This is a genomic window from Cyclobacterium jeungdonense (genome assembly GCF_010994275.1).
In the GTDB taxonomy this organism is placed as follows: Bacteria; Bacteroidota; Bacteroidia; order Cytophagales; family Cyclobacteriaceae; genus Cyclobacterium; species Cyclobacterium jeungdonense.
The window spans coordinates 194,222-217,299 of record NZ_WMCD01000002.1; the positions used below are offsets into that span (position 1 = coordinate 194,222).

The 23,078-nt window shown below is 44.3% G+C and carries 19 protein-coding genes and 1 pseudogene; 14 read left to right on the forward strand and 6 right to left on the reverse strand.

From position 1 onward, the window contains the following. Positions 1 to 14: 14 nt before the first annotated feature. The 3 genes from GKS34_RS05935 to GKS34_RS05945 are packed head-to-tail and all read right to left on the reverse strand — an operon-like array spanning position 15 to position 4,155. Entirely contained in the window at positions 15 to 1,784 is a 1,770-nt protein-coding gene (locus GKS34_RS05935) for a C45 family autoproteolytic acyltransferase/hydrolase (protein ID WP_163383891.1), read from the reverse strand. After that, a complete protein-coding gene (locus GKS34_RS05940) occupies positions 1,781 to 3,289 on the reverse strand; it encodes a serine hydrolase domain-containing protein (RefSeq protein WP_163383892.1) in 1,509 nt (502 codons plus the stop codon). Before GKS34_RS05940 ends, GKS34_RS05935 begins: the two co-directional genes overlap by 4 nt. Before the next feature lie 20 nt (positions 3,290 to 3,309). Continuing rightward, on the reverse strand, positions 3,310 to 4,155 hold the full coding sequence (locus tag GKS34_RS05945) for a BamA/TamA family outer membrane protein (RefSeq protein ID WP_163383893.1): 846 nt from the start codon (positions 4,153 to 4,155) through the stop codon (positions 3,310 to 3,312). Positions 4,156 to 4,842: 687 nt separating this feature from the next. Between GKS34_RS05945 and GKS34_RS05950 the strand changes: the two genes are divergently transcribed. The 9 genes from GKS34_RS05950 (at position 4,843) to GKS34_RS05990 (ending at position 15,222) form a co-directional block, all read left to right on the forward strand. Then, a complete protein-coding gene (locus tag GKS34_RS05950) occupies positions 4,843 to 5,169 on the forward strand; it encodes a DMT family transporter (RefSeq protein ID WP_163383894.1) in 327 nt (108 codons plus the stop codon). An 824-nt stretch (positions 5,170 to 5,993) separates the two neighbouring features. Beyond that, complete coding sequence (locus GKS34_RS05955; RefSeq protein WP_163383895.1) at positions 5,994 to 6,539, forward strand: hypothetical protein; 546 nt, start codon at positions 5,994 to 5,996, stop codon at positions 6,537 to 6,539. Between the two features lie 501 nt (positions 6,540 to 7,040). Then, a complete protein-coding gene (locus GKS34_RS05960; RefSeq protein WP_163383896.1) occupies positions 7,041 to 7,559 on the forward strand; it encodes a nuclear transport factor 2 family protein in 519 nt (172 codons plus the stop codon). 132 nt (positions 7,560 to 7,691) lie between these two features. Continuing rightward, positions 7,692 to 10,130, forward strand: a complete 2,439-nt coding sequence (locus tag GKS34_RS05965; protein ID WP_163383897.1) for a TonB-dependent receptor — start codon at positions 7,692 to 7,694, stop codon at positions 10,128 to 10,130. Between the two features lie 185 nt (positions 10,131 to 10,315). After that, positions 10,316 to 10,507 (forward strand): RidA family protein, encoded by a 192-nt coding sequence (locus GKS34_RS05970; protein ID WP_163383898.1) that lies wholly within the window; start codon positions 10,316 to 10,318, stop codon positions 10,505 to 10,507. Between the two features lie 72 nt (positions 10,508 to 10,579). Then, positions 10,580 to 11,008: a nuclear transport factor 2 family protein gene (locus GKS34_RS05975; protein ID WP_163383899.1), complete on the forward strand. Its 429-nt coding sequence runs from the start codon at positions 10,580 to 10,582 to the stop codon at positions 11,006 to 11,008. A 225-nt stretch (positions 11,009 to 11,233) separates the two neighbouring features. Continuing rightward, positions 11,234 to 13,351, forward strand: coding sequence for a PQQ-dependent dehydrogenase, methanol/ethanol family (locus GKS34_RS05980; RefSeq protein WP_163383900.1), 2,118 nt, complete (start codon positions 11,234 to 11,236; stop codon positions 13,349 to 13,351). Between the two features lie 128 nt (positions 13,352 to 13,479). Next, entirely contained in the window at positions 13,480 to 14,484 is a 1,005-nt protein-coding gene (ahr, locus tag GKS34_RS05985) for an NADPH-dependent aldehyde reductase Ahr (protein WP_163383901.1), read from the forward strand. Between the two features lie 102 nt (positions 14,485 to 14,586). Further along, a complete protein-coding gene (locus GKS34_RS05990) occupies positions 14,587 to 15,222 on the forward strand; it encodes a sulfotransferase family protein (RefSeq protein ID WP_163383902.1) in 636 nt (211 codons plus the stop codon). Positions 15,223 to 15,592: 370 nt separating this feature from the next. Here GKS34_RS05990 and GKS34_RS05995 read toward each other — a convergent pair whose 3' ends face one another. Continuing rightward, complete coding sequence (locus tag GKS34_RS05995; RefSeq protein WP_163383903.1) at positions 15,593 to 17,167, reverse strand: alpha-L-arabinofuranosidase family protein; 1,575 nt, start codon at positions 17,165 to 17,167, stop codon at positions 15,593 to 15,595. Between the two features lie 446 nt (positions 17,168 to 17,613). Between GKS34_RS05995 and GKS34_RS06000 the strand changes: the two genes are divergently transcribed. The 5 genes and pseudogenes from GKS34_RS06000 (at position 17,614) to GKS34_RS06020 (ending at position 21,287) form a co-directional block, all read left to right on the forward strand. Beyond that, positions 17,614 to 18,042, forward strand: a complete 429-nt coding sequence (locus GKS34_RS06000; protein WP_163383904.1) for a DoxX family protein — start codon at positions 17,614 to 17,616, stop codon at positions 18,040 to 18,042. A 38-nt stretch (positions 18,043 to 18,080) separates the two neighbouring features. Next, positions 18,081 to 18,248 (forward strand): annotated as a pseudogene (locus GKS34_RS06005) (glutathione peroxidase); the annotation flags it as partial. A 15-nt stretch (positions 18,249 to 18,263) separates the two neighbouring features. Beyond that, complete coding sequence (locus tag GKS34_RS06010) at positions 18,264 to 19,256, forward strand: NAD(P)-dependent alcohol dehydrogenase (RefSeq protein ID WP_163383906.1); 993 nt, start codon at positions 18,264 to 18,266, stop codon at positions 19,254 to 19,256. A 282-nt stretch (positions 19,257 to 19,538) separates the two neighbouring features. Then, on the forward strand, positions 19,539 to 19,967 hold the full coding sequence (locus GKS34_RS06015; RefSeq protein WP_163383907.1) for a DUF1801 domain-containing protein: 429 nt from the start codon (positions 19,539 to 19,541) through the stop codon (positions 19,965 to 19,967). 234 nt (positions 19,968 to 20,201) lie between these two features. After that, on the forward strand, positions 20,202 to 21,287 hold the full coding sequence (locus tag GKS34_RS06020; protein ID WP_163383908.1) for a porin: 1,086 nt from the start codon (positions 20,202 to 20,204) through the stop codon (positions 21,285 to 21,287). Positions 21,288 to 21,881: 594 nt separating this feature from the next. Here the strand turns inward: GKS34_RS06020 and GKS34_RS06025 are convergent. Then, positions 21,882 to 22,316, reverse strand: coding sequence for a nuclear transport factor 2 family protein (locus GKS34_RS06025; protein ID WP_163383909.1), 435 nt, complete (start codon positions 22,314 to 22,316; stop codon positions 21,882 to 21,884). Between the two features lie 196 nt (positions 22,317 to 22,512). Beyond that, complete coding sequence (locus GKS34_RS06030) at positions 22,513 to 23,007, reverse strand: YybH family protein (RefSeq protein WP_163383910.1); 495 nt, start codon at positions 23,005 to 23,007, stop codon at positions 22,513 to 22,515. Positions 23,008 to 23,078 lie beyond the last annotated feature (71 nt).

Below are 23,078 nucleotides of genomic sequence, written 5' to 3' on the forward strand. Positions count from 1 at the left end.
AATTGGATAAAGGATTAAAGAAACGATTTTTTTTTCATTCGCTCTATTTTGGGCAATACAATAGATTCATAATAGTCCCTTGCCTGATAGTTGTCTAGTAGGATAACCAATTGATGGTCAAGCTCTTTTTCCAATATTTCGCTTTTACACATTTTCTTTAATACAGCCAATCGATAAATCTCCTGTTCGGGACTAAGATTATTAGCGTCATTGAGAAACCCTTTGCAGGCAGAAAAATTCCTTCTCAGAAAGGCAGCCAAGCCTGCGTAAAACCGATACTCACTTGCCTCAGGGGCCAATGAAATACACCTGTAGGCAAATTCGTGCAGGATTTGCCATTTTTCCTGCTTGAAAGCTTCCTCCACAACTAAAAATTGTGCGTTTGCCTCGTTTGGGTATTTGGTAGCAAATTTCACCCATTCCTCTAACCTTTTTCCTTTGGGTAACAATCCTGATTTGATACGACCGGCTTCTTTAACCATGGCATCCATTTTAGCACTGTCCATAAAATGGGTCGGGGAAATCGAAAAATCATTGGAATAAAACAAAAATCGGCCCATTGAAGAATACACGTCCCGCAGGGACATGTAAAATCCTTTGCCTTCTGGATCGAAAATTACCGTTTGTTGCCCCCAGGCATTCGCAATAGCACTCTTTGATCCCAACCAGGAATAATCCTTTCCTGTTTCATCCTTTTGTAGACGGAAAAAAGAAACGGCATCCGAAACAGCGTAAGAGTCCTTTTTCGGGAATCCCTCTGCTAGCTTTTCTCTGTCTCTGTTAAATGAAAGTAACCGCACATAGGGAGGTTCCTGAACCGCAAAAGCAGCATCCACAAAATTATTGAAATCCCATAGAATGGAACTATCCATAGGTTGGAAGGCCTGTCCTTTTGGCGATTTTTCCAATCTTAAACCGCTACTTGTCTTTCTGTCGCTCCAAATCATCCCACTTCCCAGCCCTGTCGTATATTTCTCCGCCATCTGAAGTACCTCCTCCAGATTGGACGCCTCCTCGAGAATCATTCTGGCCAGGTACACAATTGGAAACCCCTCACTGTAGGATTCAGAGAGGGAATAGGTCTCCTCGGAATACCCAATTCCCGCCTCATTGTAGCCCGTTTCAACACCCATAAAAAGAGGGATTTCCATTCGGGTAATTTCATTGAATCCTTCAGATTTCTGTTTCACTACCACCGTATGATTGCCAAAAAGTCCCCCAAATCCAAATCCATAGGGTTCCTGAGATCTCCCGTGAATGATGGATCCCCCCTCAGATCTCATCAAAAGACTCGTGCATCCATGCGAGCCCAAAACATCGTAAAGTAAACTGACAGCAATTACAGTGTTTTCCGGTACAGAGGAACCTTCCGATACCCCTCTGATTTCCTCCTGAAACCGTTTGGGCAACTTCTTGTATAGTCTTAATGCTTTTAACTTCAGATAGGCCAGCAAAAAGGGCTGAGGTATTCCGAGGTCTTTGGCGAGGACCTTTACAATTTTTTGATATTCCTGAATTGCTCTCGTGATTTCAGGATATAATAGCACACCATATTGCAGTCCCATTTCATAGTGATTTCCCTCTATTTCCAGCATGGGAGCCGCTTGCTCATGACGATAAATTTTCCCATTTTTAAAAGATTGGTACCCATTTTCCTTAGAAAAAGTAAATGACGGTTTGTCTATTGGCCCTTTCAAAACAAAGAAATCACCTGCGAAAAATATCAAAAAAACACCCAGGGCAAGTAGAGACCCGACAAAATAGTATCGCTTCCACCTAATCATATAAAGGACTTTTTAGGCAAAATGGAAAAAGAAAGAAGGGCGATTGCAAGTAACAGAATAGAGCGAACAAGCCAGGGAGATGGGCCTGGGAATACCGCTTCAATAAACAAGTAAGGTTGTGAATTTGCCCAGATCAAGATACCAACGAGAAGCCATCCCAGGGAAAATGACAGGAAAGATGACCAGCGTTTTGCCATTCCGGTAAGGTTGAGTTTTCTCATGCCGGATTTCCATTGAAATAACAGCAGGACAAGGGAAAGTAGACTTCCCAAACCAATTAAAAACAACAGTATCCAAACCAATGTATTGCCCAAAGAAATCACTGACATACCCACTTTTTCAACTTCCAGGAAATCTCCCCAGATAGTCAAAATATTAGCAAAAAACGGCCAACTACGTTGGCTGTTTGTCAGGATAATTATAGCCTCCCCAGACTCCGGGATGGAATGAAAATGGGTCATCCATCCTGATCCCTGCCCACCATGTGAAATGGCTCTTTTCTCATTGGACAAATCTTCCAAAAAATGACCTAAACCATAGGAAGTAAAAGCCATGGAATAAAATCCTGAAAGGGGCATCTGCTCCTGATACATCTGAAGGATCATATCTTTTTCAAGAACCTCAGATCCGGAATTCGAAAAATCAGGCATGCCGGCGATAGCGAAAGCAGCTACATCCCCAATGGTAGCAAACAAGCCTCCTGATGCCCTTTCGGGATAAACATAGGGCGGTATGGAATGATTGGTTAAATCGTATCCGTTGGGTACTCTGGATTCAAACCTGGGGTCCCAACCAAAGCCTGCCTCCTCCATTCCCAAAGGATTCAAAACCTCCTCTTCCATGAATACCCCAAAATCCTTACCTGTCACTTCCTCAACAAGCAATTCCAACAAGTTAAAACCCGCATTGGAATAAAAGAAAGATTGACCTGGCTCCTGGAATAGAATTGCATCTTGGGTCAGTGCGGAACGTAAAGATGGTCGTTCACTTTCCGGCAGATACCGTATGCCTATGGTACCAAGTTTCAATCCGGAGGAATGGGTGAGGAGGTGTCTTACAGTAATCTTTTCGGTTTGGTATTTCGATGGGGGAAATGTCCAACTTTTCAGGTAACTGGCTACCGGCTCATCAAGATCTATACGTCCATCCTGGACAAGTTTCAGAATTCCCCAGGCCGTGACAGATTTTGAAATGGATTCTACCCTGCAGATATTATCCAGGTGCATCGGGATTTTATTTTCCACATCAGCATAACCAAAAGCTCCAAACCAAACTGGTTGGCCCTGATGAATCAACGCAAAGATCGCCCCGGGGATTTTGTTTTTTCTTAACCAAATAGGAACCTTAGATTCCAGCGTCGCAATAAAATCAACCGATTCCAGGTGAACAGTTTCAGGGAAATGCTGGGCTTGATAATGGTTGGCATCACTGTTTTCCTTTTTCTGGCAGGAAAAGGAAAGCATACTGACAAAACTTAAAGAAAGCAGAATAGAAAAGTGCTTCATCCTTATTTGGTTTAATGGATTCAAAAAGCTTCACTGATTTTGATATAAAATCCCCGATCATGGCGACCGATTCCATAGTCCAACCGAATGTTGTTGGTGTCCTTCGGGTTCATGTTAAATCGGATACCGATACCTCCTGCATATTTTGGGTTGGAAAAAGAGATATCCCACTGATTGTCCCACACTTCCCCAGCAGCAATAAACGCAGCAAAACCAAATCTTCCGAATAGGTGTTGTCTGAGTTCGGCCTGTACCTGAAGTGCGTTGTAATCTCTAAAGCGCCCCAAAAAGTATCCGCGCATGATTTCCCAGCCACCTATCATGGAATATTCCTGAAAAGGCACGGTCCCTTCGGTCATCCTCATTCTGCCATTAAGGGCAAGTACAGTTTTCTTATCCCCTGTTATGTCAAAATACTTTCTTCCATCCAGCTGCATTTGAAAATGGGGATAGGTAGAACCCAAAAACCTGGAATAATAGAAAGAGGAGAAGTCAACATAATGATGGGAGGTGGGTGCGGTAATACTGTTTCTTTTATCCCAACGAATAGAAAAACCGAATCCAGTTAGGTTGCTGCCTTCCTGACCTGGGATTTCCAATGTTCCAGGCGCAGTCGGTTGATTTCCCACTTCAAAACGACTAAGTCTGGTCCACCGAAACATCGGTCCCAAATAGAGACCTTCTCCCAATTTCTTGAATGCCCCTTGCTTAATATTGAACTGTCTGTATTGAACGTCCAATACGTCCTCTTCCTTGCTTTCCGGCCCGATACCCCAGTAGTTATTGGGGAAATATTGGTACTGTAAAACACCTTCCAGCAACCAGTTTTCATTTTTTAAAATGACTATTGGAATCACCTCAACCATAATTTGTCTATTAATGGAAAATATGACCGAGGATAAAACCTGGGAGGACCTTGTTTCTAGCCCAGCACCTGTTGGTTTAAACTGATAAATCAGCAAGCCGCCAAACATAAGCCGGGTTTCCGGTGAATAACTGGCAAAAGGTAACGGAACAAACTTGTTTACGTACGCCGAATCTGTATTTTCCTGAGCATGCAAAGAAAAACAGACTAAAAATCCCGTGAAGAGAATCCCTAAAAACAAATGCCTGAACATAAAACAACCGTTTCTAACATGATGGTTTTAAAATGCTTATGGTATCGAAATCAGGATTTAAACGCTACTTGGTACTAGATTTTATTCAAGTAAGGAATTTTATCCCGGTTCTGGATTTTGGTCAGGTAAGTCACGTTAAAAATAATCAAACAGAAAGAATTAAGTCAACTATTTTTAGATTATTTTTCCTTTAAATGAGACTGTTTAAGGGAAACCGAAAGCAAGGTGGCTTTTATCAAATAGTTACTTTGGCGTTTTTCCAGTTAAAGCAGTAACCCTATTAATCCCAAATACAGGGAACTGTCAAAGGGTTTCGAAGGCGGCAAAATTTGTGGCTACCTTTACAACCTGAGCACATCAAAAAGCTAGCTCCTGCAAGGGAAAAGTGGCAGATTATTTACCTGAGGAAATTAAACCAACTCAATAAAATAAAAAATGAACTGGATATTATTAATCATTGCCGGACTATTTGAAATAGCCTTTGCATTCTGCCTGGGAAAAGCAAAAGAGACGATTGGAAACGAACAGTACCTATGGTATGCCGGATTCCTTCTGACTTTAAGTTTCAGTATGGGGCTACTGGTAAAAGCAACACAGACCCTACCAATAGGAACCGCCTATGCAGTCTGGACAGGTATTGGTGCTGTGGGCACGGTATTAATAGGCATTTTTGTGTTTAAAGAACCAACTACTTTCTTGAGGATTTTCTTCCTGACGACGCTAATCCTGTCTATTGTAGGACTAAAAGCAGTGTCCCAGTAGATTAATGGTATTAATATAATCAGTATCCCTTTACATAATTAAAAAATGACGGTCCGGCTTTTGCCAAGCCACATGATTTCGGAACAGAATGAAGAAAATTAGATCCGTTATATGTAATTACAATTTTCAATGAAAAGTCAAATAGATTACCTGAAAGTCCTTAAACGTGAAGTGAATAACCTACTTCCTACCCCTATTAAATTCATTAACATACCCCTCATTTCTGAAGAAATGGTTAAACAATTAAAATGCCTTTAATGAAGCTAAAAAGAAACAGAAAGCCTATCAAGGTGCCTTAGGTATCGATGATATTGCATCCTGGATACGTCAAGTAGTAGGTAAAACGCCATTGATTATCAAGTATTAAATTTATAGCGAAAAATTCAAACATAATGGCTATATCGCGAAGTCCGTTTCTCCTCATTTCTCTGACCGAAAGCACCTCCTACCTAAGAGAATATACGTTTTCATATTCCTTCGGCAATTATCAGACCAATAGAAAACTATCGGTTTTCGGGGCTTGCTAAACCATGTAATGAAAAGCTTCGGTGGCACCCTACCCAACTTCCCGATGCGAACCTGGTACCCGGACAAAAAATCTTCCCGAGAATATTTCCGAACGCACAGGTATCTCCTTAAAAATCTTTCCTTTATATCCCCAAATTATGCGAATTTTCACTAAATATGTTCCAATTATTTCGGGATGCGCCCTGCGCTTTAAGTATCCGGATTTCATTAAACTGCAGACAGCTTTTCCCCCATTGGAACAGTATATTTTTTGGCCTATATTCACCATATAAACCACACCTAGCATCTAAGAGTACATGGAACCTAAATTGATTTCACTTGGTCTGATTTTAATGATAATCGCCTGTAATACGAAGCAGCAGGAAGACAGTGTTTCAAGTGGGGAGGAAAAGAAAAGTGAACTCCGTTCAGAGCGTTCAGAGGTTTATGACCCATCCGAGGCGATTTGGAAATATGACTTTAATCAGCAGACTGAAGAATTTGAAGTAACCCAATTACGGGGGGTGGACAGAAATTCGTTAACGGGTGAGGTTTTAGAAAAAATAGTCAATAAAACATGGCCGAAAGTACAAATAAAATTTATCAGAACTTCAAATGACACGGCATTTATATCCATTCCTGACAGTCAAGTTTTGACACAACAAATGGGGTCTGCTGGTGCGGAGAGTTTCATGGTTTCCACGACTTATTCGTTTACTGAATTACATGGAATAAATCATGTTTCTTTTGATTTCAAAGAGGGTGATCATGGGATTCCGGGCGTATACGACCGGAATTCGTGGAACAAAAATAAAAACCCTTTGAAAACAATTGTAGATGAAAAGGCCACCAAACAAGAATAGACCATGGGAAAGCTAGGCCGGAAAACAAGCCCCAGCGTAAATGGGGTGTTTGCCCAATATCCTGAAACTGTTCGTGAATAAATGCTTTCTGCGTATGCAGTTCGCCAATGATATAGCATCCGTGGAAGCACTTTAGGACCAGTCCTTCTCTGTACAAGCGTCTGCCCATGCTGATGGATTTTGATTTGCATCCGGTTATAATGATCCTTCTGTTTCCGGTGGGTATACAGGATGGAATCTTTTCACTTGGAGGGTTGCCAACCTGATATTGGAGGGGACCCACCGGGCCTTTATTTTTGCCGCTTTTTGATGTGCCCATGTTTATTTTTCTAGATGAGGCTCAGAATCCGTTCTTCAAATCTAGCCCCGAAAAGAATTCTATTGGCTTCGGACAGTAAACCCATCCTTTCATCCTGGCCTTCTATCGGATCACCGGTAATCTATTTATATTAATGTTTTAAATAAACTTTTCCTATTTCTAAACAATCAAACCCATTTATCATGAAAATTTTTAAAATAATCTTTGTATCTGCATTCCTGCTTTTGCTGACGACCCTTGTTTCAATAGCACAGGAAGTAACGCTGGAATTTCAGAATGCAGCAAAAGCGATGGAAGTAGTCCAAAACTACACGAAAGCACTTCAAGCAGGTGATGTGGCCACAATGAACGCTCAATTCGCAACAGGTGCCATGATTTATGGTTTGGGCGGAGGCCTGGACTCCCTTACAGTGGCACAGCACAATGAATATTACACCAATAGTACCAACCAATTCAAACACAGCCTTTCGCAAGAGCTTTACCTGCCTGTCAAAGTTACCAATAACTGGAATGAAGGCGAATGGATCCTGTCATGGGGAATAAACACGCTTACAAACAAGGCAAGTGGGAAAATAATTGAGGTTCCATACCACTCTGCTTCCCGTATGGAAAATGGTAAAATTACGTTTATGAGATACTGGTATGACATGCTTAATGTTCTAGAAACGCAGGGGTTTAAGGTGACTCCTCCGGCTAATTGAGTAAATCACCGACTTCGTAATGTCATATTTCCTTTGGTGACCTTGAGATCGCCAAGGGGATTTATTTCACCGCTCGACAGGAATTTTTCTGGCTTCTCTTGAAGGAGTTAACGCTGAAAAAAAAATAATCCAATGAAATTTTATAGTAATCTTTTGAAGGTCCCATTTATTGCCGTACTGTTTTGTCTATTGGCTTCCAGCGTTTTTTCTCAAGGAATGATCCAGGGAAAAGTTCTTGATTCCCAGGCAAAGGGCCTATCCTATGCCAGTGTACTGCTCAGGAACGAGCCGGATTCCTCCCTGATCAACGGTGCCATTTCCGACGACTCCGGAAACTATGTATTTACGGACATCCCAAAAGGGCAATACTTTGTGGAAGTAACGATCCTGGGATATGCCAAAAGCTATTCCCCGGTGTTCCCTTTTTTGGGGACTGAAAAAAATGAGTTGGCGGCTATCCTATTGAAGGAAGAAGATCAGAACCTGGATGAAGTGACGGTAACGGCAACCCGGCCACTATTTGAGTTGGAACAGGGGAAAATGGTGGTCAATGTAGCGAACAGCGTTTCTGCTGCGGGCTTGTCGGTCATCGATGTGCTGGATAGGTCTCCGGGAGTATCGGTAAACAGGCAAAGCAATACCCTTTCCGTCTTAGGGAAAAACGGCGTGGTTATCCTGATGAATGGCCAACGGTTCAGAATGCCCCTGGAGGCAGCGTATCAGATGCTGGCTGGTCTCAACTCCAGTGATGTAGAAAAGATCGAAATCATTACTGTCCCCCCTGCCAACTATGATGCGGACGGTGATGCCGGATTTATCAATATTGTGATGAAAAAAGACAACGATAGGATAGGAACCAATGGATCCCTGACGGTCGGCCAAGGCTATGGATCTGGCTATAACGGCAATATGAGCTTCAACCTCAACCATCAAGGGCCAAAATTCAGTTGGTTTGGTCTTTTGTCCACGACTTATGTAGATCAGGTTCAGGAATGGGAACAATTTAGAGGCAACAACAACGGATTTGAAGACATTGGTATTGATACAAACACCGATCGGTTTTCCACCAGAAAGTCCATCAATTATCAGGCAGGGTTTGACTACAAATGGGGAAGCAATACCATCTTCAGTGGCCTGGTCAGCGGCTATACTAACCGTTGGGATATGACTGCACCCAATGTCACAAAATCCAAATATTCCATCTCCCCGGATACCCTTTTTAGAATGACAACGGTAGAAGTTAATAAATGGAGTCATATCATGGGCAATATCAATCTTCAGCATACATTTCAAAATGGTCAGGTCATCAGTACCAATGTAGATTACCTGACCTACAAAAATTCCAACCCATCCGGGTATACCATCATGAATTATGATGAATCCAATGATTTGATCGGATCAGAGGAATTCAGAATAGCCAAGGACACCCCAATTGAGCTTTGGGTAGCAGATCTCAACCATTCCATGAAAATTGGGGAATCAGTAGCCGTAGAATCAGGTCTCAGAGCTACTTTTTCAGAATTTACCAATACGGTGCTCTTCGAGGAGAAACCTGGATCAGATTGGCTGATTGATCCAAAATTCACCAATGATGGCTTTCTCGAAGAAGATATATTGGCCGCTTTTTCCACAGCAAAAATTGAATTTGATGAAAAAACCACCTTAAATGCAGGGTTACGATACGAGAACACCAAAACCAACCTGACGACCATATCAGGAGAAAAAATCGTTGACAGACACTACGGGGATTTCTTTCCAACGGCATTTTTGTCCAGAAAAATCAATGCTGACAACCTGGTACAGCTGTCTTATGGACGCAGGATTACCCGCCCTACTTTCAATGAGATGGCACCTTTCGTGTTTTTTTCTGACCCTTTTACCTTTTTCGCCGGAAATGAAAACATCTTACCTACCTATACCAACACCCTCAAAACAGATTATTCCTACAAGAGTATGATTTTCTCTGCGCAGTACAGTATGGATAAGAATGTAATCGCTGCCTTTCAACCTACCCTTGACGAGGAGACCAATACCGTATTCCTGAAAACGGAAAATGTTGACCAAAGTCAGACAGTATCCATGATGCTAGCATTCCCCTTGCAAGTAGCTTCCTGGTGGGAAATGCAAAACAACTTCACCTTTAACTATCAAAAAGTAAATTCATTGTTAAATGGGGAAACCTATGAAGTAGATCAGACTGGATTACAGGTAGTGCTGACCAATACTTTCCCTCTTCCCAAAAAATACACCGTTGAGCTGATGGGATATTATGCATCGCCCACCATCAGCGGCTATTACAAACGGCTTTCAAGGGCTTTTGTCAATCTCGGAATCCAAAAGGACTTTGGAAAATCCAGCGTTTTAAGGGTTTCCTGCAATGATATCTTTGAAACCACCCAATTGCGATGGAAGTCATTTGGCGGTGCTGATTTAGAAATTTCTGGGCGCCTTAAGTTTGAAAAAAGGGTATTTATGGCCACCTACACCTATACGTTTGGTAACAGCAAGATTAAAGGAACGAGAGACCGAAAAGTAGGCTCCCAGGAGGAACAGAAAAGGGTGACCAATTGATCATTTTTTCCTTGAGAAAATAAATTGGTGCATTCGGACAAAAAAGGGGTGGCTTCGTCCTTGATGGGTTTCATTTCAAAATTTGAAAGGTTAAGTTCTTACTGATTTAATACTGAAAGTCAGATCATTGAGTCCGCCATTTTTTTTACATAATCAAAAATATACGATTCGACTAAACGATTCCTATGAAATCAGAAAAACCAGCGTACTTCTGCTTGAGACCCGAAATAGAAAAAGCCTACGGATATTCCCATGCCGAATACCGCCATTCCATCTACACCCATCAGTTTCCGACCGGTTCCTGGCTGGAGGTCAAAGGGCTGGCTTTGCCTGAATTTTTAATCGAAATTGAATTGGAAGTACATAAACCACAATAACTAACTTTTCCAAAGTTCCAAACTTTGGAAAAGTTAAAAAGTAACTTAATAATTTAAAACAGTAAGAATTCTATGAAAACACATGAAGATGATTTAAAAATTGCCACCCAAAATCGGGCTGTCATAGATGGACTCTATAAGGCCTTTGGCGTTGGCGATATCCCGACAGTTCTGGGAATGATGGATTCAAATATCATTTGGAATGAGGCTGAAGGTAATGCTTATGCAGATGGCAATCCATACAAGGGACCAGATGCGGTGCTGAATGGTGTTTTTGCCCGCATTGGTGAGGAACATGAATATTTTAATTTGAAAGACATCGAGCTGCACGAGATGCTCAATGACAAAGTACTGGCCACCTTACGCTATGATGCCAAAACCAAAAAAGGAAAAACATACAATGCCCAAGTGGCCCATTTCTGGACATTGAAAGACGGGAAAGTGGTTGCTTTTCAACAATATGTGGATACGAAAAAATTACATGATGCTTTGAATGAGTAAACCAATCCGGTCTCGAACTATACCCCGATGCTCGATTATCAGGATCCTAGAAAAAATCTCCAATGGTCAATTTCAACCAGTTCGCAATCAACGACCTTGGAATCATGTTCTAAACCGTCTAAGCACCTTTGGGAAGCATGCTGGATCCTAAAAAAATCGATGGCCAAAACCCAAATCCTTGTCTCCGATAAACCTATAAGTTTAAAGATATAACTTAAATAAATCATGAAAAAAACCGTAACAGCATTAATCGGACTATCGCTGTTGGTTTCGTGCGGAAATAAAAATCAAGCTCCACTCTTCGCCGATGTTGCTCTTGCCGATGAGAAACAGACCTCAGACTGGCTTGCTTACGGCCGTACACACAACGAGCGGCGGTATAGTCCTGCAACTGACATCAATACCAATAATGTGGCTGACCTGAAAGTGGATTGGTTCATAGAACTCCCAAACGATGTGGGCCTGGTGTCAACACCTCTGGTGGTAAATGGCGTGATGTATTTTACGGGAACCATGAATATCATCAGGGCGGTAGATGCAACGAACGGCTCTCTGATCTGGGAATATGACCCCAAAGTAGTTGAAGAAGTAAAGGGAAAGAGGAAAATTGGATGGGCTCACAGCCGGGGGATCTCGTTTTATGAAGGCAGAATTTTTGCCGCCACCTGGGATGGTAGGCTGATTGCCATTGATGCAGGCACCGGCGCCGAGATCTGGTCGGTTCGTACCTATGATATGGAGCGTTCCCTATACATTACGGGAGCTCCCAAGGCTTTCAAAGGGAAAGTGCTGATCGGCAACGGCGGAACGGAAAATGGCCCGACCCGCGGCTGGGTTACCGCTTATGAAGCGGATACCGGTGAGGAGGCGTGGAAATTCTATATTGTGCCTGGAAACCCGGCCGACGGCTTCGAAAATGCAGCCATGGAAATGGCGGCTGAGACTTGGACTGGCGACTGGTGGAAGCACGGCGGGGGCGGAAATGCCTGGCACGGGTTTACCTATGACGCCGAACTGGATATGCTCTATATCGGAACGGGTAACGGATCGCCGTGGAACCAGAAAATCAGAAGCCCAGGCGGCGGTGATAATCTTTTTTTAAGCTGTATCGTGGCGCTGAACCCGGATACGGGCGAATATGTCTGGCACTACCAGACCACTCCGGGAGATACCTGGGACTATACATCCAATATGGACATTATTCTTGCTGACCTGAATATTGAGGGGGAGGAGAGAAAAGCTATTCTTCACGCACCAAAGAATGGCTTTTTCTATGTAATTGACCGCAAGACGGGTAAATTGATTTCCGCAGAACCCTATGTTGAAACCACTTGGGCATCTCATATTGATATGAAAACAGGCCGCCCTGTAGAAGTGGAAGGTTCACGGTATGAGGACGGACCAGCTGATATCACCCCTAGCCCCTGGGGTGCTCATAACTGGCAGGCCATGTCATACAATCCGCAAACCGGGCTGGTTTATATTCCTACCCATCATCTTTCAACAAATTTTTCCGATGAAGGGATCGATCTTGAGAACTGGCAGGCCCGGGAATTTACCGGTGGACTTGGAGTGCGCCGGAAATTTTCTGATAAACAACCCAGGGAATACAGTGCATCTCTGCAAGCCTGGGACCCAGTTAAACAAGAGGTGGCCTGGTATCTGCCACAGGAGACATTTTGGAATGCTGGTACATTGACCACGGCCGGAAACCTGGTTTTCCAAGGGCGGTCGGACGGCAAATTTTTAGCTTATGAAGCATCAACGGGAGAAATCCTGTGGGAGTTTGATGCCGGCCTGGGTATTTCTGCTCCGCCAATCACCTACACGATTAACGGAAGACAATATATATCGCTGCTGGTTGGCTTTGGTGGCGGCTTTGCCGGGCTAGGTGCGGATGCTGCCGAACTGGGTTGGTCGTATGGCATCCATAGCCGGCGCCTGATCAGTTTTTCGCTGGAGGGTTCTGCAGAGATGGCCGCTCTTCCACCCCCTTATTTTCCCGAACCTCTGAATGATCCTAATTTTACAATCAACGATGAGATGGCAGCAAGAGGAGCCATAGTATACACGAGCTGCGGTGTTTGCCATGGATCTGGTTTAATTGCGGGAGGCATGGCACCGGACCTGAGGGCATCGGCTCTTGTTTTAAACAAAGAAGCTTTTTCTTCTATTGTGCGCGATGGCATTTTAGCAGGAAGAGGGATGCCGGGACAACCTGAAATTACGGAAAGAGAGCTGGAGGATTTGCGGCATTATGTCAGGCAAAGGGCCATGGAAACTTCAACTTCGGATAGGACAGGGAGCACAAACAATCCTAGAAAAGAGGTGGAATCACATTAAGCTTATGCAATCAGATCTACATCAGTTCATCAACCCGATCCTTCCTTGAAAAAAAATTATCATCGGTTAAAATACAATACTTCAAAATTATCAACCCAATTTTCCACATTTTAAACTCAATTACAACTATGAACGTATCCGCATATGCCGCCAATGGCCCCCATGAAAAGTTAAAACCCTTTTCTTACGAACTGGGAGAATTAGGTACTGAGCAAGTCGATATCAGGGTAATCAACTGTGGCATTTGCCACTCAGATCTTAGTATGATGAATAATGACTGGGGAATGACGGCCTATCCCATTGTTCCCGGCCATGAAATCATAGGTGAGGTTGTCGCCGCAGGCAATGCTGTCAAAAATGTAAAAGTCGGGGATAAGGTCGGTTTGGGTTGGCTTTCTGGTTCCTGCATGTCTTGTCATGAGTGTATGAATGGCTCCCATCACCTGTGCTCTACAGCCGAATTCACTATTGGTGGCAGACATGGTGGCTTTGCTGACTACGTTCGAAGCCATTGGTCCTGGGCAATACCGCTACCAGAGGGTATCGATCTGGACAAAGCCGGTCCCTTGCTCTGTGGAGGTATTACCGTGTTTAATCCGATCATTCTCGCCGGAGTCAAAGCAACTGACAAGGTTGGCGTAATTGGCATCGGGGGCCTGGGCCATATGGCACTCAAATTCCTGAACAAATGGGGCTGTGAAGTCATCGCTTTTAGCTCCAAACCTGATAAAAAGAAGTCCATCCTGGAAATGGGAGCCACCCAGGTTGTGGATTCCAGGAATCCCGAGGAACTGGCAAAAATCGCCGGAACTCTGAATTTCATTCTGAATACGACCAATGTTACGTTGGATTGGAATTCGTATTTGACCGCTTTAGCTCCAAAAGGAAAGTTTCACAATGTGGGAGCGGTATTAGAACCGATGGCTATTCCTGCATTTTCTCTGATTATGGGAGAAAAGTCTGTTGCAGGAAGTCCTCTCGGAAGCCCGGCCTTGACACGAACCATGCTGGAATTCTGCGTACGACACGACATTTATCCGATTACAGAAGAATTCCCCATGTCTCAAGTCAATGAAGCGATGGAACATCTGGAATCAGGGAAGGCCCGTTTCCGAATTGTACTGAAAAATTAAAGGGTAGCAACATCCCAGGATTAAGCAGTTGTCGTCAAAAAGGGGTACGCCGAAAACAGATTTAGTGTAGTCAGTTAGTAAACAAAAAAAAAAAAAATAATTATGGAATTGAAAGTTATTGGATTAGGCCTGGGAAGAACCGGCACCTATTCGTTGAAAACAGCACTCGAACAACTACAACTGGGTCCTTGCCACCATATGGAGCGTGTGGCGCAAAACATGCCCGTTCAACTGCCACTTTGGAATGAGCTATTGAATCATCCGACCAACTTTGACGCTGTTTATGAAGGCATGCAGAGCGCCGTTGATTGGCCTACCGCTGCCTTTTACAAAGAACTTTATGCAACGTATCCGAGTGGTCGATTTATTTTAACACACCGGAGCAAAGAATCGTGGGCAGAGAGCTTTGGTTCTACGATCTACAAACTGCTTACCGAACGGGAAAACACACCAGCTCCTGTTCAGGAATGGCTCAATATGGTGGTGAAGGTGATTGAAAAATCAGGTTTCCCGATGGGCCTTGATTTCGAGGGCCTGGCAGAAAGATACGAAGCACATAATAACGCAGTGGTGGCCTTAATCCCGCCCGAACAACTACTGGTATATCAGGTCAAGGAAGGATGGGAACCTTTGTGCGCGTTTTTAAACGTAGAGACCCCCGATACGGCGTTTCCCCGCACCAATAACCGGGAAGAATTCTGGGATTTGGTGAATGCTGCCACAAAGCCAACATCTTGAGGCTGCTCAAACAAGAATATTCAGCTCTAATTTAATTAGTCTGGAAAAACGGCACGTGTTTCGGGTAGTATCGTTCAGGAAATCATCCAATGGCCCATCAGCTATTTTAATTACCAAAGTATATTGACGGCAGTTTGGCTCAATGAAAAAGACAGGTAGGTATGGATGTCCTGGCAGCATACTGTTTTAGAAGCCATTAACCTGTATCTGATGGCCTTGGATTCCTAGGATTACAATGCCGGGATGCTGCTGTTTAAAACGTAATTTGTGCGCGGGGATAGGGCGGGTTCTGTGATGCCTGTGTGTCCCCGAACCGCCAGCATCCGCCCGGGCTAGTATCCGGTGGCTAAGCTGGTCGCCACGGCCCCGGTTACACGAGTTGGATTTCAACTGCCGATACCGAAGCAGCCGGAAAGGTCCATGCTCCGTCGGCAGGTGCCTCTTTTGTTTGTATTTGGAGTGGGTCGGGCTCCCGGGCGATTATTTCAAACTCCGGATCGGCTGCCATTTCATGCACCTTGATCGAGGCTATCGTTGCGCCTTTTAGGGATAAGGTGGTTTTTACGGGCGAAGATCGATGCGTATTGACTACGTGCGCAAACAACCTATTCCCTTTTCTACTTGCCGTAACGTCCAAGTAAGCAGGCGTTTGTGTGGTTGCGCAATAGTTGGTGCCGCTGTATTTTCTGTAGAGTTTCATCACTTTGGCAACCGGCATCAGGAATGCTTCCCCGTAGGATCTTGGGATAGGAATCATCAGGGCGTTGACCTGCCAACGGGTGCCGCAAAAATCGGCCATGGTCGCGATCTTGAGCAGGTCCCCGTGGCGTTCGTGTAAATTAGCGATGCGGGCATAGGAAACACCGGTGGCCCAGGTGGACATCACCTCGTTTCGGTTTCTGCCCGGAAAACTGTAGTGGCACTCGGTCAGGGCCATGGGCATTTGGTAGGGCTCCACCTGTTCCCGCATGGCCAGTACTTTTTTCTCGTGGTAGGCGCAGGCATTCATCAGGTATTCCCAGGTTCGGGCAGGATCTTTCCGGTAATCTACTCCTTTCAAGGGGTTGTTTGGCTCCCTGCCGTAGGGGTTAAACATGTGGTGAAACGCCACGTAATCCAGGTTTTCTCCGGCACGCTCGATCATTTCCCTGGCCCAGAAGGTTTCTTTTCCTTCACCCCATCTTTGCAAACCGCCCCAGCCGACCAGTTTGATAGACGGGTCGGCCCGAAGCATCTCTTTGCTAAACGCCAGCGTCTTCTGAACGGCGGTATCCAGGTGGAAACGGTCGTTGGCATAGGAGGTTTCGTTACCGATTTGCCAGAAGGGGATTTGCAAGGGACCGTCTATACCGTGGGCCTTTCGCAGCGAATTTTCTGGATTGTTGCAATAGTCCACCCATTCGGCTGCTTCCTGAGCGGTACCACGCCGATCGCTACCCATACCGTCAATCGACCATCCGGGACTGCCTTCGGACTCAAAATTCACACACATCAGCGGATCGGCACTCACCTGCCTGCAAAAGTCTACGAATTCTGCGGTGCCTACCTGGTTTGATTCATACCCGCCCCACAGTAGATTTTGCATGGGTACACGACTGCTTCGCTTACCGACGCCCTCTCGCCAGCGGTAATAGGAGCTGAAAATACCGCCAAACCGCACCATGCTGGGCGCCAGCTCCCGGGTGGCTTCCAGCACGTCCTCTCGCCAGGCGTGTTTACTAAAATCCCACGCGGCCTCTACCGACCCATCGGTGCGGCCCAGGGGTTCCATAAACTGCATGTACAAATAAGGAGACAAGGCAAAGGTAGGCTCGGGATCAATTTCGATTCCCTCTTTTGCCTTAACGACAACGGACCTGGCGCCGGCTGACAAGTCCGGGCTGGCTGCTAATGCCGCTCCGGCAAAAGCAGCGGATTTAATAAAGGTTCTTCGGTTGATACTCATTTTTCGTATGGGGTCGTGTACGCAAAAAACGGACGGATAGGTTACGATTTCGGCAATAAAGCAGCAGCAATGACCATTGTAAAAGCCAATAGGTAAGAAACCTGCATACCTGCCATCGTTTTAAATTAATAAAAATTCAATAATCCACAAAAAAATGAGGAGCGCAACACCCCAAACGAAAAAATACCAGGACGCATTAAAGAACTAAATATGTCGTGAGCATGGATACTGGCCTGTAGGTTGGAGGCGCTGCACACCTACCCTATGCACCTGCGCTTTGGCCAATTTATTCCATTGATGTCGTTTTGAGAGCGTAGAACCTATACCTGTATTAAATCTGCGGGCAGACTTAAGGTTTTTAATAAATGATTCACATTGGTTTGATCATGCGACAAATGTTGGGTACTTTTCTATCGTAAACGATTTAATCCCAAACGATAGTCAAAATGAAAACAACGCTTATTCAAAACCTAATGAGAATCCTGCTGGGTGGCCTAATGGTACTGGCAGGACTGGGGCATTTGACTTTTCAACGGGAGGAATTCCAGGCCCAGGTTCCGCGATGGTTACCTGAGGATCCAGCGTTTATGGATTTTGTCGTCATATCCTCTGGCATGGTAGAAATATCGCTGGGACTTGCTATGATCTTTTTAACCGGTTATACCTATTACGTGGGGATTGCGTTGGCGGTCTTTTACGTACTTATCTTCCCTGGAAACCTATCTCAATACACCAATGGTATCGATGCTTTTGGCTTGGATACCGACCAAAAACGATTGATACGGCTATTTTTCCAACCTGTATTGGTTGTATGGGCTCTTTGGTCCACCGGCGCTTTCAATAAATGGATCCAGAAAAATAAAAATAGAACCTAAAAAATGTTTTATGATTTCGAAACGAAGCGTTTTGCCAGCTTACCTATGGGGTGAGTTTTGTTATGTCGGATAAAGTTGACGTGAATGGAAAACAGGCGCATCCCCTCTTTACGTTTCTAAAATCGGACCCTGGCAGCTTGGTTGGGGATCGCATCAAATGGAATAACAGCGATGAAATGAGATATATCATCGAAAGACAACAATAACCAATTCCTACTCTTATGAAAGCGGTCCAATTTATAACATACGGCAATCCTGAACGAGTGCTTGATGTAAGGGAGGTGGACAAACCCATTCCCAAAAATCACGAGGTATTGGTACAAATACGTGCTACAGCAATAAATGATTACGATTGGAGCTTGGTAAGGGGCAAACCCTACCTGTACCGACTGCTGTTTGGGCTGTTTCGACCCAGGGTGCAAATCCCCGGAATGGAATTGGCCGGAATGGTGGATGCAGTCGGATCGGATGTAACAAGATTTACCGTTGGAGATGCAGTATTTGGAGATATTTCGGAATATGGCTTCGGAACCTTTGCTGAATACGTCTGTGTAGATGCAAATGCTTTGGTCAAAAAACCCGATAACCTGAGTTTCGAAGAGGCCACGGCGGTACCTCATGCATTTTGTCTGGCTTTGCAAGCGCTTCGGGACCTTGGCCAACTTACTAAAGGGCAAAAAATCCTTATCAACGGTGGCGGTGGAGGGGTAGGTACCTTAGCCGTTCAGCTGGCCAAACTGGAAGACTGTGTCGTTACCGGAGTTGATTCAGGAGAAAAACTGGAGCAAATGAAGGCAATCGGGTATGATCACGTCATAGACTACAAGAAAACCAATTTCACGAAAAATGGTGACACCTACGATTTGATCCTGGACTGCAAATCCAATCAATATCCCTGGTCTTACTTACGGGCACTATCCCCGAACGGAATATACGTTACGATCGGTGGCAATCCGGCGGGCTTGATAAATCTGGTCCTTTTTGGCAAAGTCCTATCCCTATTTTCCACCAAAAAGCTTCTGATCCTGAGTTTAAAATCCAATAGGAGTTTAGACTTTTTCCTGGAACTTTATGACCAAAAAAAGATTAATATCATCATTGACGGGCCTTATTTACTCAAAGATACCCCGAGGCTCATCCAATACTTCGGTGAAGGAAAGCATCGGGGTAAGGTAGTGATAAAGGGCGAAACGGTGTCGTCGTTGTCACACTGAAAGACTGACAGAGTCAGCCTTTCAGTTTCCTCTAGCAAGACCTTGCGTGGAAAAATTGGGCACGTTAATACGGTAAATTAGGCTAATCCAGGAAGGCAAAACCAAAGCGGATAAAATCAGGTAAAAAGGTGTCATTTATTTACTAACTTTATATTCATACTTGCGATCTCAGGGGCAGGTTTATTCAAATCAGCGGATGGACCTGGTTCTGTGTTCTGCAACGTCCAAATAAGTCCTACGAATACAGCTAAAAACCTAGAGCCCGCCGACTAAGAATAGACCATGGAAAAGCTAGCACGAAAAACCAACCCCAAAGTAATGGAGGTATTTGCCCGGTATCCTGACCCCATTCGGAAAAAAATGCTTTATTTACGGGAATTGATTATCGAAACTGCCGAAGAAACGGAAGGGGTTGATGAACTGGAAGAGACATTGAAATGGGGGGAACCAAGTTTTCTAACCAAAAAGGGCAGCACTATTCGAATGGATTGGAAAGCAAAAGCCCCGGATCAGTATGCCTTGTATTTCCAATGCACGACTCGGCTGATGGATACCTTTCGAATGGTATTTGACCGAACCTTCCAATACGAGGGGAATCGGGCAATCGTGTTTGAGTTAAATCAGAAAGTTCCCGTACTGGAACTAAAAGAATGCATTAAAGCGGCTTTAAGGTACCACAAAGTGAAAGACCAACTGACCTTGGGGATTTGATTTAGCATAAGTTTTTATTGGTATTTAGCCCTACTAAAACACCCATTTAAACTTAAAACCAATGGAAGAAGGGTAGAGTGGTAGCAATTCCCTTCCCAATGAGCATTTTTGTTGGTTCCCGCACTAAAGTAGCCACTTGTTTGGCGCTTTTAATCTGTGTAAGAAGATTGGTCTGATATTTATAATCGTGGGCTTCAAAAAATCTTACATTGTACAAGGATTAATTTCAACGGCATGTTTAAAATACTGCTTTCAATCACAATGAGTTTTGGCCTGGTTAACCTGATTTTTGCCCAGACCGACTCCAACGAGAGCCCATTAAAAATTAGTGGGTATTTGGAAACCTACTACGTGTACGATTTTGGCGAGCCCGTGGACCACAACCGCCCCGATTTCCTTTATTCATTCAACCGGCACAACGAAGTAAATCTAAACTTCGGGTACATTCAGGCAGCCTATGACAACGATCAAGTAAGGGGTACCTTGGCGTTGATGACAGGTACCTATGCCAATGCCAATCTCGCGGCCGAACCCGGTGTATTGAAAAACATATTTGAAGCCAATGTGGGCGTGAAAATCTCCAAAACCAAAAACCTGTGGGTGGATGCCGGTATCTTTGGGTCTCATATTGGCTTTGAAAGTGCCATTGGTGCGACCTGTTGGAACATGACACGCAGCCTGGTAGCTGAAAACTCCCCTTACTATCTTTCCGGAGCAAAAATTTCGTATACAAGCCATGATGACAAATGGTTTTTGAGCGGGCTAATTCTCAACGGCTGGCAGCGAATACAGCGTCTGCCCGGCAATCAAACACCAGCCTTTGGCCATCAACTTACGTGGACGCCAGGCGAAAACATCAGCCTCAACAGCAGTTCTTTTATTGGCAGCGATACGCCGGACAGCACCCGACAGATGCGGTATTTCCATAATTTTTATGGTCAATTTCAAATCCATGAAAAATTTGGGTTTATTGCTGGTTTTGACATTGGCGCCGAGCAAGTAACTACGGGAAGTAGTGACTACCATACCTGGTACTCCCCTGTCCTGATCGGTCGGTTTACACTTACCGAAAAATGGGCTTTTTCTGCCAGGGTGGAGTACTATTCCGATAAAGATGAAGTGATCATTTCCACCGGCAATGTTTTTCAAACTTTTGGGTATTCTGTGAATCTGGATGTGCAGGTAATGGAAAATGTGCTCTGGCGGGTAGAAGGAAGGAACTTTACCAGTAGAGAGGATGAAATTTTCCTGGACAGCCAACAGGCTCCCACGCAAAGCAATTTCTTTATTGGAACTTCATTGAGCATGGCGTTTAATTGACAATAATTCTTGATAATTGAAATGGCAATTAAGAGAGCTTTTTAAGTTAGGAAATGAATATCATAAAGGATAAAGGTTTTTTGTAGTTATAATGGTGAGGATTTTCAGAATCTTACGAAAGTCCCAGAAAGAATATGGGATGAGCAGGCAGTTATTGCGCTTGAGTACTGCTATTGGGGCTTTAGTTAGGGAATCAGAAAATGCCCAGTCAATTAGCAAAAACGGAAAAAAGTCAAGAAGGGAAAATTAAAAGCATATCAATGCGAAAAAAACGTGGACATCAAACAGAACCCCATCTGAGAAGAAAAAGAATGCCTGTCCGGACATGTCCGCTTACTTAGGGACGTCACGGCTTTTTCCGAGAAGGAAAAAAACCAAACACGCGTTTATAAGTACCCTAAGCCAGAATTCAAAACTACGTTTGCAGCCATTATCAATCCAGATTTAAGCTAATGGAAGGGCGGCTTCGGCCCTGTCTGTTTAATTGTAGGCCGCAGGCTGCCGGAGTCCATTTCCGCAGCAGCATTGCCCGGTGGATTGGATTAAAACCGGCAGCGAATACGGACACTACTTCGATGAAACCCGCATTGCCGCTTAAAGCGGGAAAAATAGCATGACCACCAGCTTCCATTCCCCATCTTTCTTGACGAGAATGCGTTGTTCTTTGGAAATAGGCGTGGTCGCCCCTCTATTTTTCTTGTCAAAGGTCGCCCAGGCCTGGTCTCCGGCAACGGCGATCTGGTAATTGTAAAATACGCTGGGTTCAAGCGGATTTGGCATCTGCTCCATTAATGGTCGTAGCTGATTTTCCACTTCTGTCCACCCTTTGAAACTAAGGCTAACTCCATTTCCCCAAATCACATTTTCACTATGATCGTAGAAACTGGAGAACGTGTCAAAGTCTTTGGCGCATGCTGCCAGGTGCTCGCCTTCGATTACATGTATGATTGCTTGTTTTTCTGCGTTCTGTGCTCTTGCGGTTAAAACACTTACCGCGAAGAAGCAGGTATAAACTATCGCTTTTTTCATGATGAGCTAGATTTTAACGAATATTGTTATTATAAAATAAAATCATGTGATCCCTATTTTTCTGCCAGTTACCCGCCCAGGTATCATAAAGGGAGCTACTGGCTTTCATAGGATTGGGATGTTGTCTTTCAGGCTATGTGTCGCAAATCATCCATCCAGATTATGGGAAAATGCAACAAACTCAGGTATGCCATCTCTATTTTTCCGCAAGCGGGGAATGATGTTCGTGAACAATTTTCCATTCACCCTGCCCATTTTTAACGAAAAGCAAGGTGATCTGGTCATTGATAACGGCGAGGTCATCGCCGAATTTCAGGTGGAAATCCGAGTGGAAAGTGGCATTTGCAACCTTTCCATGGTACACTGCCACCTTCAAGTCACGGGCATCCATTTTAACCACCTCGGTGACGTTTCCAAAAACTTCTCTTTCAAAGGCCTCGTTAGCTTCGGCTCCGTTTCGGGCTGCACCTTGTTTAAACTCCGTAAACTTCGGGCTGTAGAAATGGAACCCGATTAACTTGTCTACATCTCCCTTTTTCACGCTTAGCATGATGTCGTCAATCGTTTGAATTACCTCTTGTTGCTCTTTTGGATAGTCAGTGACGATGCCTTCGTACTCCTGACCGTTGGCGGTAGTAATCCCAATGAGAAATACCAGGCTCAGGCAAGAAACATTGATTAGATTTTTCATAATATCTTTTTGTTTTGATAGAAAATACTAATCGCAATATCCTACCAGAATGGTCGAAGTAGTTAGTAAGT